The following is a 12,969-nucleotide window of genomic DNA, read 5'->3' as shown; positions in this document are numbered from 1 at the left end:
ATCTGGACCCTGCGGGAGAGTCCGACGTACCCTGCTTTAAACCGGGGGACCTCGACGGAGGAATTCGAATGGAATCGCCCTGGGCTCCGCTGCGCCGGAGGATGTTCCTCATCCTGTGGCTTGCGCAGCTGGGCTCCAATATCGGCACCTGGATGCAGACCGTGGGCGCCCAGTGGTTCCTGGTGGAAACCAGCGACAACCCCGCCCTGGTTTCCCTGGTCCAAACCGCGAACCTCGCGCCCTCGCTGCTGCTGGGACTTATTGCCGGTGTGCTGGCAGACGCCTTCAACCGACGGCGGCTGATCCTGGGCGCCAATATTTTCGCTGCCGGTGCCGCCTCCGTACTGACAGTCGTGGCCGCCCTGGGCCTGCTGGACCCGGATTCGCTGCTGCTGTACACGTTCCTCATCGGCTGCGGCATGGCGCTGAGTGCACCTGCGTGGCAGGCCATCACACCCACCCTCGTGCCCCGGGAGGAAATCCAGGCGGCCGCGGCCCTCGGCAGCGTGGCCATGAACACCGCCCGCGCTGTGGGCCCGGCGGTGGCCGGTGTGCTGGTGGCCCTGGCAGGTCCGGCTTTTGTGTTCGGGATAAACGCACTGTCCTTCATCGGCACCTCGCTTGCGATCTACAGCTGGCGGGCGCCCCGCGACGATCCAGCCGAGCGGGAACACATGGGGGAGGCGCTGGCCGCAGGAATCCGGTACATCCGGGCAGCCCCGCTCATCCGGCGGATCCTGCTGCGGTCCGGGTTGTTCATTTTCCCGGCCAGTGCCCTGTACGCCCTGCTGCCCGTAGCCGTCAACGGCCATATTGGACTGGGGTCGGCGGGGTACGGGTTGCTGCTGGGAGCGTTGGGCTTCGGTGCCGTACTGGGCGTGGTGCTCCTGCCCCGGCTGCGCTCGATCCTGCCGGATAACGTGCTGCTCGGGGCCAGCGCCGTGGCTTTTGCTGCCGGAACCTTTGCCGCCGGTTACCTGCCAGCGTGGGCCGTGGCACTGCTGTTGGTGCTCGCGGGGTTCGCCTGGATCTCCACGTTCTCCACCTTGAACGCCGCAATGCAGCTGACCCTGCCCGAATGGGTCCGTGCCCGCGGTTTGTCCGTCTATCTCATGGTTGCCTCGGGGGCGCAGGCCGTCGGCGCCGTCTTCTGGGGGTCCGGTGCCACCGGCGCCGGGTACGCGCCCACCCTGGCCTTCGCCGCCGGTGTCCTGGTGCTGGCAGGAGCCAGTGTCCTGGTGCTTCCCCTGCTGCCGGGAACCGGCCGGTTGGACCGCCGCGTGGCGGGGGCGGAACTGCACCTTCCGGCAGCAGCCAGTGAGCCGGACCCCGCAGCCGGTCCCGTGACCGTCCTTATTTCCTACGAGGTGCCGGCGGAGCGGAACGCCGATTTTGTGGATGCAATGCACAGAGTCCGCCTGTCCCGCATGCGCACCGGTGCCACCGACTGGGAACTGGTGCATTCAGTCACTGACCCGGACCAGTTTCGGGAAATCTACGACGTGCCGACCTGGCGGGAATATCTGCGGCAGGAACAGACCCGGACCACGGGGGAGGACCGCCGGATTATCCAGGATGCGTGGGACCTGGCTGAGGCGGAACCCCGGGTCAGATGGTTCCTGCCCGCGTCCGCCTAAGCGTTCGGTCCGGCGCCGGTGCAACGGATAGACTGGGAGCCGGTTCGAAGGCCGTTTCCGCGGCGGGCCGGCGCGTTGGTTGCGATGCGCTGAAAACGATGCAGTGAACAAACCATTAGTTGAGGTATTTTGCGAGATTTTAGTGCACGCCTGGCCACTGCCGAGGAGATCGCCAACTGGGATAAGCACGTGCTTGCCAACCCCGGCGGCGGCAATGTCCTCCAGTCTGCATCCTTCGCGGAAGTTAAGTCCCACCACGGCTGGAATCCCGTTTACCTGGCTTTCACCGGACCCGACTACGTCACCTACACGCTGGCGATCGAGAAAAATGTTCCGGTACTCGGCAGCCTTTGGTACCTGATCAAGGGACCCGACGTCGCCGCCCCCGAAGACGTGCCCCTGGTGGTCGAGGCCCTGACCCGGTTCATTAAGCAGACCCGCCGCAAGGTTTTCGCGATCAAGGTCGAGCCGGACATCGTGGACAGCGAAGAGGTCCAGGCGCTGTTCACCGGCGCCGGATTCATCAAGACCTTCAACCTGCAGCCCAACGATTCAACGGCGCTGCTGGACACGACGCCGGACGAAGAGCAGCTGCTCAAGAACCTCTCCTCGCGCGGCCGCAACGCCGTCCGGCGGGCCATCCGTGAAGGCGCAGACGTCCGCCGTGTGGAGCCCACCGAAGAAAACATGCGCACCATGTACCGCCTGATGGCCCACATTGAGGACCGCTCCGCGGCGCGACTGCGTTCCTACGAGTACTACCACCGCTTCTGGTCCAACTTCGTGGCTGCCGGGCAGGGGCGCTTCTACTTTGCGTTCGAGGACGGCGAGCCCACGGTGGGTGCCTTCGTGATTGCGTACGGCAACAAGGGAACGTACAAGGACGGCGGATCCAAGCCACGCCGTTCCCAGTATGGTGACTCCCATCTGGTCCAGTGGACGGCGATCACCGAGCTCAAGGACGAGTGCGGCATCACCTCCTACGACTTCTGCGGTACTCCGCCCAGCAGCCAGCTCAAGGACAAGAGCCACCCGCACCACGGACTCGGCCTGTTCAAGACCAGTTTCTCGAAGACCGTCACCGATTTTGTGGGCTGCTATGACTTTGTGGTGGATCCGGTTCGCTACCGTATCTGGAACACCATCGGAGAACGGGTGGCGCGGCAGATTTACTGGCGCCGCCACCAGCAGCCGTTCTACTAAGCAGCAGTTCCACCAGGCAATACCCCGGGCAGGGTCCCGGAACAGGCGAAAGGGCTAGTCCTTGGAGAACACATCCGATCCGGGTGGGCGCAAGCCCGGATCGAATCCGGATTCGGCACCGAACCCGGACCCGGCCGCGGGGCTTATCCCGCTGATCAGCATGCCGGCGGGCCGCCGCGTCCAATCCGGAAAACGCCAGGCGGGAACACCGCCCGAAAAGGCGCAGCCCGGAAAGGTGCAGCCCGAAAAGGCGCAGCCCGGGAAAGCACAGTCCGGAAAGGCACAGTCCGGGAAAACGTCAGGTAACGGCCGGAAGCGCCAGGCCGAACGGCCGACGTCGGGCATGGAACCGGGTCAGCCGCCCGCCACCACTGACATGCCCACCACCGCCCTGCGCAGCACCCGGCCCAAACCGCCGCCACCCACAACGTCGGTGGTCCGGCCGGCCGGATCCAGGATCCCCCGGCCCCAGACCAACCGCATCCGGACGACGGCCGACCCGGGCGAGAAACGCCCCCCGCGCCCGCGTAGGACGGCACCGGCAGGTCCCGCACCGCTGGGTTCCCCGGCGGTCCGGGCCGACCGCTCCTCTGCCGCAGCACGGCGGATGCTGCGCAAACTCGTCCAGGGGGAAAACCCGCCAACCCAGGCCATGTCCATTGTGGAGCGGCTGGCGGGCAGCCCCTACGCCAACCCGCTGGTGCGCACCGGAGGTCCGGACGCGAGTGCCCGCAAAACCCTGGATCTCGCGCTGGGCATGGCCGAGTCCATGTTCCGCTACGGCGCCGGTGCCCTCGAAGTGGAAACCGCCATCATCGCGGTGACCGCCGCTTTCGGGCTGGAAAGCATCGAAGTGGACATCACCAACCAGTCAGTGCTGCTGAACTACTCCCCGAAGGACCAGACCCCCATCACGGTAATGCGCGTGGTGCGGTCCTGGACGAATAACTATGCCGGCCTGGGCCTGGTTCACCAGCTGGTGACGGAGATTATCGACGGCGGGCTCTCCCGTGCCGAGGCGTCCAACCGGCTTAACGAGATCACGCACCAGCCCAAACCGTTCCCCCGCTGGGCGGTCACGGCGTCCGCAGGTGTCTTCGCCGCAGCCATCGTCGGGTTTATCGGCGGTGGTCCGCTGGCGTCCCTGGTGGGATTCACCGGCACCGTGATGGTCAGCCTCCTCCAGCGTGTGCTGGGCAGGTGGCGGGTTCCGGACTTCTTCACGACGGCGGCCAGCGGCTTCGTGGTCACGGCCATGGCCATGCTGTTCTGGTCCATGGAGGTGCCGATTTCACCCGGCATTGTCGTCGCGGGCGGAATTCTCGTGATGCTGCCCACCGGCCGCCTGGTTTCCGCGGTGCAGGATGCGATCAACGGGTTCCCCGTCACGGCATCGGGCCGGTTCCTGTCTGCGTTCCTGACGTTCGGCGCCCTGGTGGCCGGCATTGCCGTGGCGCTTGTCCTGGGAGTCATGTTGGGAATGGGGAGGCTGAACGTCACCGATGTGGCTTCCTCGCAGTATTCCTTCGCCGTGACCCTGCTGTTGCTGGCCCTTGCCTTGGCCGCCATCTGCGTGGTGGAGCAGTCCCCGCGCCGGCTGGTCCTCCCCACGGTCCTCATCGGCGTGGCCGGATTCCTGGTCTACCAGGCGGCGGAAGCAGGCGGCATGGGTGCGCGCCTGACCCCGGCGGTCTCTGCCATCTTCATCGGCATGGTGGCCCGCATCGTGGCCCTGCGGATGGGGGCCCCGCAGCTGATCGTCGCCGTGCCCGCAGTCCTGTTCCTGTTCCCGGGACTGGCGATCTTCCGGTCCATGTACGGCCTGAGCATCGGGACCGACGAGATGTACCAGGGGGTGGTGGGGCTCTTTGACGCGCTCACCGTCATCCTGGCCATTTCCGGCGGCGTGGTGCTGGGCGACAACCTGGGCCGCCCCTTCACCCGGAACCTGAACGGCAACGACCGCCGCAACCGCCGGCGTTAGCTGCCCACACAGCAAAGAGCCCGTCCCCGCTGCTGCGGGGACGGGCTCTTTGCTGTGTGGCACCGTTTCCGGTTGGCTACAGGATCTTGCCGACGGGGGTGCGCTTTTCCGCCTGGAAAACGTCTTCGGAACGCCCGGCAGCCCAGTACCCGGACAGGGATACCTGCCGCCGTTCCAGCCCCCGGTGGCTGAAGAGGACATCCCGGAGGGACTTCATGACCTCCCGCTCACCGTGCGCAAAGACCTGCACGGCGCCGTCCCGCCAGCGCACGGTGGACACGGCATCGGTCAGCAGCCGGCTCCGGCCGGCCGGAGTGTCACCGCGGTGCAGCCACGTCAGCTCAACGCCGGCAGGTTTCTCCACCGGCTGCTGGTCCTGCGGTCCGGCGACCTCGACGAAGGCGTGCCCGACGGCGTCCTGCGGCAGGGCGCGGAGCACGGTGGCCACAGCGGGGAGAGCCGATTCGTCGGCAGCCAGGAGGTACCAGTCGGCGTCGGGGTCCGGGTTGAAAGCTCCACCGGGCCCGGAGAAGGTCAGCGGTTCGCCTGCCTGCGCCGAGGCTGCCCACGGCCCGGCCAGGCCTTCATCGCCATGCACTACGAAATCGATACTGACTTCCCGTGCCTGGTGGTCCACATTCCGGATGGTGTAGGTACGGGACACCGGCCAGTGCTCACGTTCGCTCCGGGACCGGAGGGTTTCCAGGTCCTCCGACCCGTCGATCGGGCGGCCCTGCGGCCCGAACCAGATTTTGCAGTAGGCATCGGCGCAGGAATTCGGCTGGAACCGGTCAAAGCCGGGGCCGCCGGCCACCACCCGGACCATGTGCCCGCTGATCTGCTCGCGCCGGAGAACCTCAAGGGTCACGAGCGGGCGCTGCCGCCGCGGAATGTCCTGGGTAGGCCCGGCCGAGCGCGGGGGAGTTGGTGATTCGGGCATGGGGTGTCTCCTAGGAAAGGGCCTCAAACTACCGTACCGTGCCCAGGCGCCAGTCCACGGGCCCGGAACCCTGCTGGACCAACAGCTCATTGACGCGGCTGAACGGGCGGGAGCCGAAGAATCCGCGCGAGGCCGACAACGGGCTTGGATGCGCTGATTCGACGGTTGGCACACCGTTCAGGAACGGAACGATGCCCTGGGCATCGCGGCCCCACAGGACCGCGACCAGGGGAATATGGGTGCCATCCGCGCGGCGGCGGCCGGCCAAGGCGCGGACGGCGAGCTCGGTGATGTCCTCCCATCCCCGCCGGCGGTGTGACCCCGCCTCTCCCGCACGGACGGTGAGCACCCGGTTCAGGAGGACCACGCCCTGGTCCGCCCAGCCGCTGAGGTCCCCGGAGGCCGGGGGATCAATTCCCAGATCGGCTTTGAGCTCGGCAAAGATGTTGTTCAGGCTGCGGGGGAGTGGACGCACATCCGCGCCCACGGAAAAGGACAACCCGACGGCATGGCCGGGAGTGGGGTAGGGATCCTGGCCTACGATCAGCACGCGCGCATCGGCCAGTGGGCGCTGGAAAGCGCGCAGGATCCTGCCGGGCGCCGGCAGGATGTGCTGCCCGGCACGGCGTTCCACCTCCAGCCCGGCCGCAAGTTCCGCAAGGCGTCCCTTCGCAGGTGCAAGTGCTTCGGCCCAGTCGGGCGCCATCAGGTCTTCGAGCCGTGCGGGGGCGGCGAAGGGAAAGGGGGCATCCGCTATCGGTGCGGCCGGGGTGGGGCAGTCAAAGAGCCGGGGTTCGTCAGTGGTCACCGGTCCATTTTGCCACCGGACCGTTTTTGCCGGGGCGCGCACCCCTCCTCCCCTAAATGACAACCCTGTTATTCCCAATTAGCATGGGCGGGTAGGTATGACAGGGATCTTTTTTGGGAGCGTGTGTGGCTGAACCGACAGAAGCCGAGCGGTTTTCACTCGACGACGCAGTGGATCCGGAAAGCCCGTTGGGTGCCCAGGAACAACAGATGCTCGCATTGGAGCGGGCCTGGTGGAAGTACGCCGGTGCCAAGGAACAGGCCATCAAGGACCTGTTCGGGATGTCGGCCACGAGGTACTACCAGGTCCTGAACGCCCTGATCGACACGGAAGAAGCGCTGGCGCATGATCCGATGCTGGTCAAACGATTGCGTAGACTACGAACGACCCGCCAGCGTGCCCGTACAGCCCGCCGCCAGGGCACCGGTATCTAAGGCCGGTTCCCATCAGCGTTGGCGGGCCAGGACGCGGCGCCACCAGAACAAGGATTGAAACTCCACTATGAGCCAATACCCTCGGGACGAGTTCGACAAGGTCCCCGAAACCTCGGCGCGGCAGGGCGTGCACCGCGAACGCCTCATTCCCCCGCGTTCGAGCGGACTGGGCCTGCTGATCACCGTGGGTGTTCTGGCGCTGCTGATCGGCCTGGCAGCCTACTTTGTCCTGCCGCGGCTGGGTATCGGTTCAGGCTCTTCCAACCCGTCCCCGGCGGCGCAGGCCACCGCGCCGGCATCCGCTTCACCTACCGCCACGCAGACACCGTCCCCTGACGCGGACACCCGCACGGCATCCCCCAGCCCGAGCGCTGCATCCACCCCTACGCCGACTCCGGAACCGACGCCGTCGACGCCGCCGGTTGACCGCACACAGCCTGTCTCCGTGTTCAACGCCAGCGGCGTTACGGGACTCGGTGCCGGCGTTTCCGGACGGATCTCCAGTGCAGGCTGGGCGGTGGGAACGGTCGGCAACTGGGCCGGCGCCCCCCAGCAGGCCTCCGGGGTCTACTACAGTTCTCCGGACCAGGCAGCCAATGCGCAGGAGGTCGGCGCCCAGCTGGGCATTCCCACGGTCGCCGAAGTCCCCGGCTTCACGGGCGTCACTGTTGTCCTTGGCCCCGGATTCCGGTAGCCGGCGGCCCGGGGTAAAAAGACCATAACGATATCAACAGCCCGTATGTGATCGCTATCACCATGGTTAGAGTGATGCCAGCCGGTTTGCGCCGCTGACCTAGGTCTCCTCTGGAGCCGGCCGTCCGCGCCGGGCCAGGCACCTCCGGTGTCCAAGCATGCCGCCGGAGGCATCGGAATCAAGGTTGGAGAAAGATCATGGCGCAGGGGATCGTCAAGTGGTTTAACGGTGAGAAGGGGTATGGCTTCATTACCCTCGACGAAGCAGCAACGGACGTGTTCGTTCACTGGTCGGCCATTCAGGCCTCCGGGTACCGGACACTGGAAGAAGGCCAGCGGGTTGAATTCCAGATCGGCCAGGGCGAGAAGGGGCCGCAGGCCGAGGAAGTCCGCGCGGTATAGACCCCTTCAGGCACCTCCTCCCGGCTTCGGGCGGAACCGGCAGCGGCGGAGCCTCGGCTCCGCCGCTGCTTTTTGCCGTGGTGGCCCGCTTTTCGCAGTGGTCTCCGGCGCGGAGCCGGCCGGATCCCGAGCTGTCCCGCCAGTGGTGCCGGGATCGCTGTGAACCGGGCTGCATGTCGGCGTGATCGCTTGCACTCAGTGTGTGGGAGTGCTAATTATTGACTTAGCACTCTTGCCGGATGACTGCTAAATGTCCGACGGCGTTGAGTGAACAAGCAACCCACTGGGGTGAGGGTACGGGGACCGCGTAAAGAGATCGCGCGAGCCGGCCCGTCCGTCGCGGGCACCCCGGCAGGCAATGCAAAATTTTGCTCCAAGCATGACTGTTCCGGAAGGACGATAGCCGTTATGGCCAAGATCATTGCATTTGAAGAAGAGGCACGCCGCGGCCTCGAGCGCGGGTTGAACATCCTCGCCGACGCCGTCAAGGTGACCCTCGGCCCGCGTGGCCGCAATGTTGTTCTCGAAAAGAAGTGGGGCGCCCCCACGATCACCAATGACGGTGTTTCCATCGCCAAGGAGATCGAGCTGGACGATCCCTACGAGAAGATCGGCGCTGAGCTGGTCAAGGAAGTTGCGAAGAAGACTGACGATGTTGCCGGTGACGGCACCACCACCGCAACCGTTCTCGCCCAGGCCCTGGTCCGGGAAGGCCTGCGCAACGTTGCCGCCGGCGCCGATCCGCTGAGCCTGAAGCGCGGCATCGAGAAGGCTGTTGCCGCTGTCACCGCCGAACTGATCGCTTCCGCCAAGGAGATCGAAACCAAGGAGCAGATCGCCGCTACGGCTTCCATCTCCGCCGGTGACCAGCAGATCGGCGACCTGATCGCCGAAGCCCTGGACAAGGTCGGCAAGGAAGGCGTCATCACGGTCGAGGAGTCCAACACCTTCGGCCTGGAGCTGGAACTCACCGAAGGCATGCGCTTCGACAAGGGCTACATCTCCGGTTACTTCGTCACCGACGCCGAGCGCCAGGAAACGGTCCTCGAGGATCCGTACATCCTGATCGTCAACTCCAAGATCTCCAACGTCAAGGATCTCGTTGCCGTCCTCGAGAAGGTCATGCAGTCCGGCAAGCCGCTGCTGATCATCGCCGAAGACGTTGAAGGCGAAGCCCTGGCAACCCTGGTCGTCAACAAGATCCGCGGCACCTTCAAGTCCGTCGCCGTCAAGGCACCGGGCTTCGGCGACCGCCGCAAGGCACAGCTGGCCGACATCGCCATCCTCACCGGCGGCCAGGTCATCGCTGAAGAAGTTGGCCTGAAGCTCGAGAACGCCACGCTGGACCTGCTGGGCAAGGCCCGCAAGGTTGTTGTCACCAAGGACGAAACCACCATCGTCGAAGGCGCAGGCGACGCCGAAGAGATCGCCGGCCGCGTCAACCAGATCCGTGCCGAGATCGAGAACTCCGATTCCGACTACGACCGCGAGAAGCTGCAGGAACGCCTGGCCAAGCTGGCCGGCGGCGTTGCAGTCATCAAGGCCGGTGCGGCAACCGAAGTTGAGCTGAAGGAACGCAAGCACCGCATTGAGGACGCTGTCCGCAACGCAAAGGCTGCAGTGGAAGAAGGCATCGTCGCCGGCGGCGGCGTGGCCCTCATCCAGGCCGGCCTCAAGGCCTTCGCCAACCTGTCCCTCGAGGGCGACGAAGCAACGGGCGCGAACATCGTCCGCGTTGCCATCGACGCTCCGCTGAAGCAGATTGCCTTCAACGCCGGCATGGAGCCGGGCGTAGTTGTGGACAAGGTCCGCGGCCTGCCGGAGGGCTTCGGCCTGAACGCAGCAACCGGCGAGTACGAAGACCTGCTGGCTGCCGGCATCAACGACCCGGTAAAGGTCACCCGTTCTGCCCTGCAGAACGCTGCATCCATCGCCGGCCTGTTCCTGACCACCGAAGCAGTGGTTGCGGACAAGCCGGAGAAGTCGGCCCCCGCTATGGGTGGCGCTGACGAGATGGCCGGCATGGGCGGCATGGGCGGTTTCTAAGCCCCCGCAGTTTCTGCCTGACGCGTAAGCAGACGCGGCACCCGGTCCGGGTGCCGCGTCTGCTTCGTTTAAACCCGGGGGATAAACCCGGGTAAAAGACAGGCGGCGATGGCTCAGTGCATAAACAGCGAGGTGTTTGCCGCTTCCGTTTCGGCATACTGCGCCGAGGCGAAGGCCAAAGCCTGGTTGATGCTGTCCAGCGACTCCTCCACACGGGCCTGCGTGGCCCGCCAGTCCGTGACCAGCAGCTGGAAATTGGACGACGCTGCTCCCCGCCAGATGTCGCTCAATGAGGCCAGACCGGCCTGCATTCCGTTGACGTCCGCCCGCAGGCGGTCGATGGTTCCCTGCACTTCGGCACTCTTGGCGGCAAGCGCCTCGCTGTCCACGGCAAATAACGGCATGGTTTCCTCCTGGTGATGGCGTGCGTCCGATCCCGGAAGGCTAGGGTCCCCGCCGTCCGCCGGCGCGCGCAGGACTCGTAGCTGTGGAGCACACCAGCGGAACGGCGCCACCGGCCCGGCTGTGGAGGGCGGCTCGCTGACCTCAGGCTCACTCACCTCAGGGCAGGGCCGCGGAACGGCTCAGCTGTCGTCGCCGTCGTCCGGACGCTCGGGGAACTGTTCCGGCGCCCGGTAGGGCAGCCGGATAGCGAGGGTGGCGCCGCCGCCCTCCGTCTCCGCAAGGCGCACCGTGCCGTCGTGCTGTGCCACCAGGGCCGCCACAATGGCCAGTCCAAGGCCCGTGCCGCCGGTCTCCCGGTACCGGGAGGAATCCGCACGGTAGAAGCGCTCGAAGACCCGTGCGGCGTCGTCCTCGGAAATTCCGGGGCCGTGGTCGCGTACCTCCAGCACCGCATCCATCCGGTCGTGGATGACAGGGGCCACCCCGACGGCCACTTCGATGGGGGAACCGGCGGGGGTGTAACGCAGCGCATTGGTCATGAGGTTGGCCACGACCTGCCGCAGCCGGGCCTCGTCGCCCATGGCCGGCGCGCTCTGCGGTGCGTGGCCGTCCAGCCCCACCACCTTGATGTCACGGTCCGGTGCACTTGCCCGGGCGTCCAGCGCGGCGTCGTTGCCCAGGATCATCAGGTCCACCGGCTCGTATTCGAGCGGCCGCTGCTCATCCACCCGGGCCAGGGTGAGAAGGTCCTCGACCAGCCTGCCCATGCGTTTGGCTTCGCTCTCGATCCGTCCCATGGCGGCGGAGATCTCTTCCGGCTGCTGCAGGGCGCCGTGCCGGTAAAGCTCGGAGAACCCGCGGATGGTCACCAGCGGGGTCCGCAGCTCATGGGATGCGTCCTGGACGAAGCGCCGCATCTTGCGTTCGGACTGCGTACGGGCGGCAAACGCGGTTTCAATGTGCGCGAGCATGGCGTTGAGGGACCGGGACAGGCGGCCGATCTCTGTTGCGGGGTTGCCCACTTCCACACGCCGGGACAGGTCACCGGCGGCAATGGCTGCGGCGGTCTTCTCCACCTGGCTCAGCGGACGGAACTGCCGGGTCACCGCCCAGTACGCGATTCCGGTGGCCCCCAGGGTGCCGAGCAGGCCCACGGAAAACACCAGGGACGCGGCTTCATCCACCGTCGCGGCGACTGAATCGAGCGGGATGGCGACGGCCACGGAACCGGGCAGGTTTTCGAAGTCATAAATCCGCACCCGCCAGCCCTTGGACGTCGGGGCCGTGCCGCGGACATCAAAGCCCTCAGTGCCCATGGCGGCAACGTCGTCTGCGGTGTAATCCCCAAGCTGCGGGATGTCGGCGGCCGACTCCGAATGGGTCGCCGGACCGTGCGTGCCGTCTTCGTTCAGGTACAGGCCGTAGTACCGGAACAGGGAGGCATCGGTGCTGGGTTCGTTGACCAGCAGGTACCGGGAGACATTCGAGGCGTTTTCCTCAATGTCCGTGTCCAGCCGGTCCACCAGGATCTGGCGCAGCAGGGTAATGGTGGCCAGGCCGGTGATCGTCACCGTGACCACCATGAGCACCGCCATGATGGCAACCAACTGCGACCGCAGTGAAGCGGATTTCCAACGTCGTACCAAGGTCCTAGCGCTTCTCCGAGGAACGCAGCAGGTAGCCGACGCCGCGCTTGGTCTGGATCAGCGCGGGCGCGTCCGGGCTGCGGTCGATCTTGCGCCGCAGGTAGGAAATGTAGGACTCCACAATGGAGGCGTCGCCGTTGAAGTCGTATTCCCAGACGTGGTCCAGGATCTGGGCCTTGGAGAGCACCCGGTTGGGATTCAGCATCAGGTAGCGCAGCAGTTTGAACTCGGTGGGGGACAGGTCGATGGTGACGCCCCCGCGGCGGACCTCGTGGGCGTCGTCGTCCAGCTCCAGGTCATCCACGCGGATGACGGCGTCGTCGTCCTCGAGCGGCTGGGTGCGGCGGAGGACGGCACGGATGCGCGCCACCACCTCGTCCAGGCTGAAGGGCTTGGTGACGTAGTCGTCGCCGCCCACGGTAAGACCGGTGACCTTGTCCTCGGTATCGTCGCGGGCGGTCAGGAAGACCACGGGGAAATGCTGTCCGGCGGCGCGCAGGCGCCGGGTGAGCGTGAAGCCGTCCATGTCCGGGAGCATCACGTCCAGGACCGCGAGGTCCGGGTTATGGGAGTCGACGGCGGCCAGCGCCTCACGGCCGTTGGCCGCGGCGACCACGTCGAACCCGGCAAAGCGCAGCGAGGTGGACAGCAGCTCGCGGATATTGGGCTCATCATCGACAACAAGGAGTCGTGCTTCGGGTGCAGACGATTTGTTCACCCGCCCAGTTTCTTACATTTAGCTGGACGTTGTCTGTAGGCGGGCAGAATGAA

13 protein-coding genes are annotated in these 12,969 nt (G+C 66.1%); 7 read left to right on the top strand and 6 right to left on the bottom strand.

From position 1 onward, the window contains the following. The first annotated feature begins 68 nt into the window (after positions 1–68). Together QNO03_RS10275 and QNO03_RS10270 are read left to right on the top strand one after the other, a co-directional pair. On the top strand, positions 69–1,637 hold the full coding sequence (locus QNO03_RS10275; RefSeq protein WP_289603214.1) for an MFS transporter: 1,569 nt from the start codon (positions 69–71) through the stop codon (positions 1,635–1,637). A 129-nt stretch (positions 1,638–1,766) separates the two neighbouring features. Beyond that, complete coding sequence (locus QNO03_RS10270) at positions 1,767–2,840, top strand: lipid II:glycine glycyltransferase FemX (protein WP_289603213.1); 1,074 nt, start codon at positions 1,767–1,769, stop codon at positions 2,838–2,840. 354 nt (positions 2,841–3,194) lie between these two features. On the opposite strand, the gene QNO03_RS10265 is transcribed toward QNO03_RS10270, so the two are convergent. Next, positions 3,195–3,458, bottom strand: coding sequence for a hypothetical protein (locus QNO03_RS10265; protein ID WP_289603281.1), 264 nt, complete (start codon positions 3,456–3,458; stop codon positions 3,195–3,197). Here QNO03_RS10265 and QNO03_RS10260 point away from each other — a divergent pair. Further along, the gene (locus tag QNO03_RS10260) at positions 3,448–4,824 is read left to right on the top strand and encodes a threonine/serine exporter family protein (protein WP_354003893.1); all 1,377 of its coding nucleotides are present in this window, start codon (positions 3,448–3,450) and stop codon (positions 4,822–4,824) included. The two genes, QNO03_RS10265 and QNO03_RS10260, sit on opposite strands and share 11 nt — an antisense overlap. A gap of 76 nt (positions 4,825–4,900) precedes the next feature. Here QNO03_RS10260 and QNO03_RS10255 read toward each other — a convergent pair whose 3' ends face one another. Then, positions 4,901–5,764, bottom strand: a complete 864-nt coding sequence (locus QNO03_RS10255) for a siderophore-interacting protein (protein ID WP_289603212.1) — start codon at positions 5,762–5,764, stop codon at positions 4,901–4,903. Between the two features lie 28 nt (positions 5,765–5,792). Further along, positions 5,793–6,572: a uracil-DNA glycosylase gene (locus tag QNO03_RS10250; protein WP_502874576.1), complete on the bottom strand. Its 780-nt coding sequence runs from the start codon at positions 6,570–6,572 to the stop codon at positions 5,793–5,795. Between the two features lie 125 nt (positions 6,573–6,697). Between QNO03_RS10250 and QNO03_RS10245 the strand changes: the two genes are divergently transcribed. The 4 genes from QNO03_RS10245 to groL all read left to right on the top strand — a co-directional run bounded on the left by QNO03_RS10245 (position 6,698) and on the right by groL (position 10,147). Further along, positions 6,698–7,006: a DUF3263 domain-containing protein gene (locus QNO03_RS10245; protein ID WP_229949184.1), complete on the top strand. Its 309-nt coding sequence runs from the start codon at positions 6,698–6,700 to the stop codon at positions 7,004–7,006. Between the two features lie 67 nt (positions 7,007–7,073). After that, positions 7,074–7,700 carry a LytR C-terminal domain-containing protein gene (locus QNO03_RS10240; protein WP_289603211.1) on the top strand — a complete coding sequence of 209 codons (627 nt, stop codon included), beginning with the start codon at positions 7,074–7,076 and terminating at the stop codon, positions 7,698–7,700. 197 nt (positions 7,701–7,897) lie between these two features. Beyond that, the gene (locus QNO03_RS10235) at positions 7,898–8,101 is read left to right on the top strand and encodes a cold-shock protein (RefSeq protein ID WP_229949186.1); all 204 of its coding nucleotides are present in this window, start codon (positions 7,898–7,900) and stop codon (positions 8,099–8,101) included. A 408-nt stretch (positions 8,102–8,509) separates the two neighbouring features. Beyond that, positions 8,510–10,147 (top strand): chaperonin GroEL, encoded by a 1,638-nt coding sequence (gene groL, locus QNO03_RS10230; protein ID WP_227922944.1) that lies wholly within the window; start codon positions 8,510–8,512, stop codon positions 10,145–10,147. Positions 10,148–10,260: 113 nt separating this feature from the next. Here the strand turns inward: groL and QNO03_RS10225 are convergent, their stop codons facing one another. The 3 genes from QNO03_RS10225 to QNO03_RS10215 form a co-directional block, all read right to left on the bottom strand. Then, on the bottom strand, positions 10,261–10,551 hold the full coding sequence (locus QNO03_RS10225; protein WP_229949188.1) for a WXG100 family type VII secretion target: 291 nt from the start codon (positions 10,549–10,551) through the stop codon (positions 10,261–10,263). A gap of 180 nt (positions 10,552–10,731) precedes the next feature. Further along, positions 10,732–12,147, bottom strand: coding sequence for a sensor histidine kinase (locus QNO03_RS10220; protein WP_289603210.1), 1,416 nt, complete (start codon positions 12,145–12,147; stop codon positions 10,732–10,734). A 55-nt stretch (positions 12,148–12,202) separates the two neighbouring features. After that, positions 12,203–12,916 (bottom strand): response regulator transcription factor, encoded by a 714-nt coding sequence (locus QNO03_RS10215; RefSeq protein ID WP_227913521.1) that lies wholly within the window; start codon positions 12,914–12,916, stop codon positions 12,203–12,205. Positions 12,917–12,969: the final 53 nt, after the last annotated feature.

Source organism: Arthrobacter sp. zg-Y877, from assembly GCF_030373105.1.
GTDB lineage: Bacteria > Actinomycetota > Actinomycetes > Actinomycetales > Micrococcaceae > Arthrobacter_B.
This window is presented reverse-complemented; position numbering and strand designations above follow the sequence as displayed.

Bases quoted from the DNA above. Each gene is read 5' to 3' on its own strand.
- QNO03_RS10275 (WP_289603214.1), top strand. From the start codon at position 69: ATGGAATCGCCCTGGGCTCCGCTGCGCCGGAGGATGTTCCTCATCCTG.
- QNO03_RS10260 (WP_354003893.1), top strand. From the start codon at position 3,448: ATGCTGCGCAAACTCGTCCAGGGGGAAAACCCGCCAACCCAGGCCATG.
- QNO03_RS10255 (WP_289603212.1), bottom strand. From the start codon at position 5,764: ATGCCCGAATCACCAACTCCCCCGCGCTCGGCCGGGCCTACCCAGGAC.
- QNO03_RS10240 (WP_289603211.1), top strand. From the start codon at position 7,074: ATGAGCCAATACCCTCGGGACGAGTTCGACAAGGTCCCCGAAACCTCG.
- QNO03_RS10235 (WP_229949186.1), top strand. From the start codon at position 7,898: ATGGCGCAGGGGATCGTCAAGTGGTTTAACGGTGAGAAGGGGTATGGC.
- groL (WP_227922944.1), top strand. From the start codon at position 8,510: ATGGCCAAGATCATTGCATTTGAAGAAGAGGCACGCCGCGGCCTCGAG.
- QNO03_RS10225 (WP_229949188.1), bottom strand. From the start codon at position 10,551: ATGCCGTTATTTGCCGTGGACAGCGAGGCGCTTGCCGCCAAGAGTGCC.
- QNO03_RS10220 (WP_289603210.1), bottom strand. From the start codon at position 12,147: ATGGCGGTGCTCATGGTGGTCACGGTGACGATCACCGGCCTGGCCACC.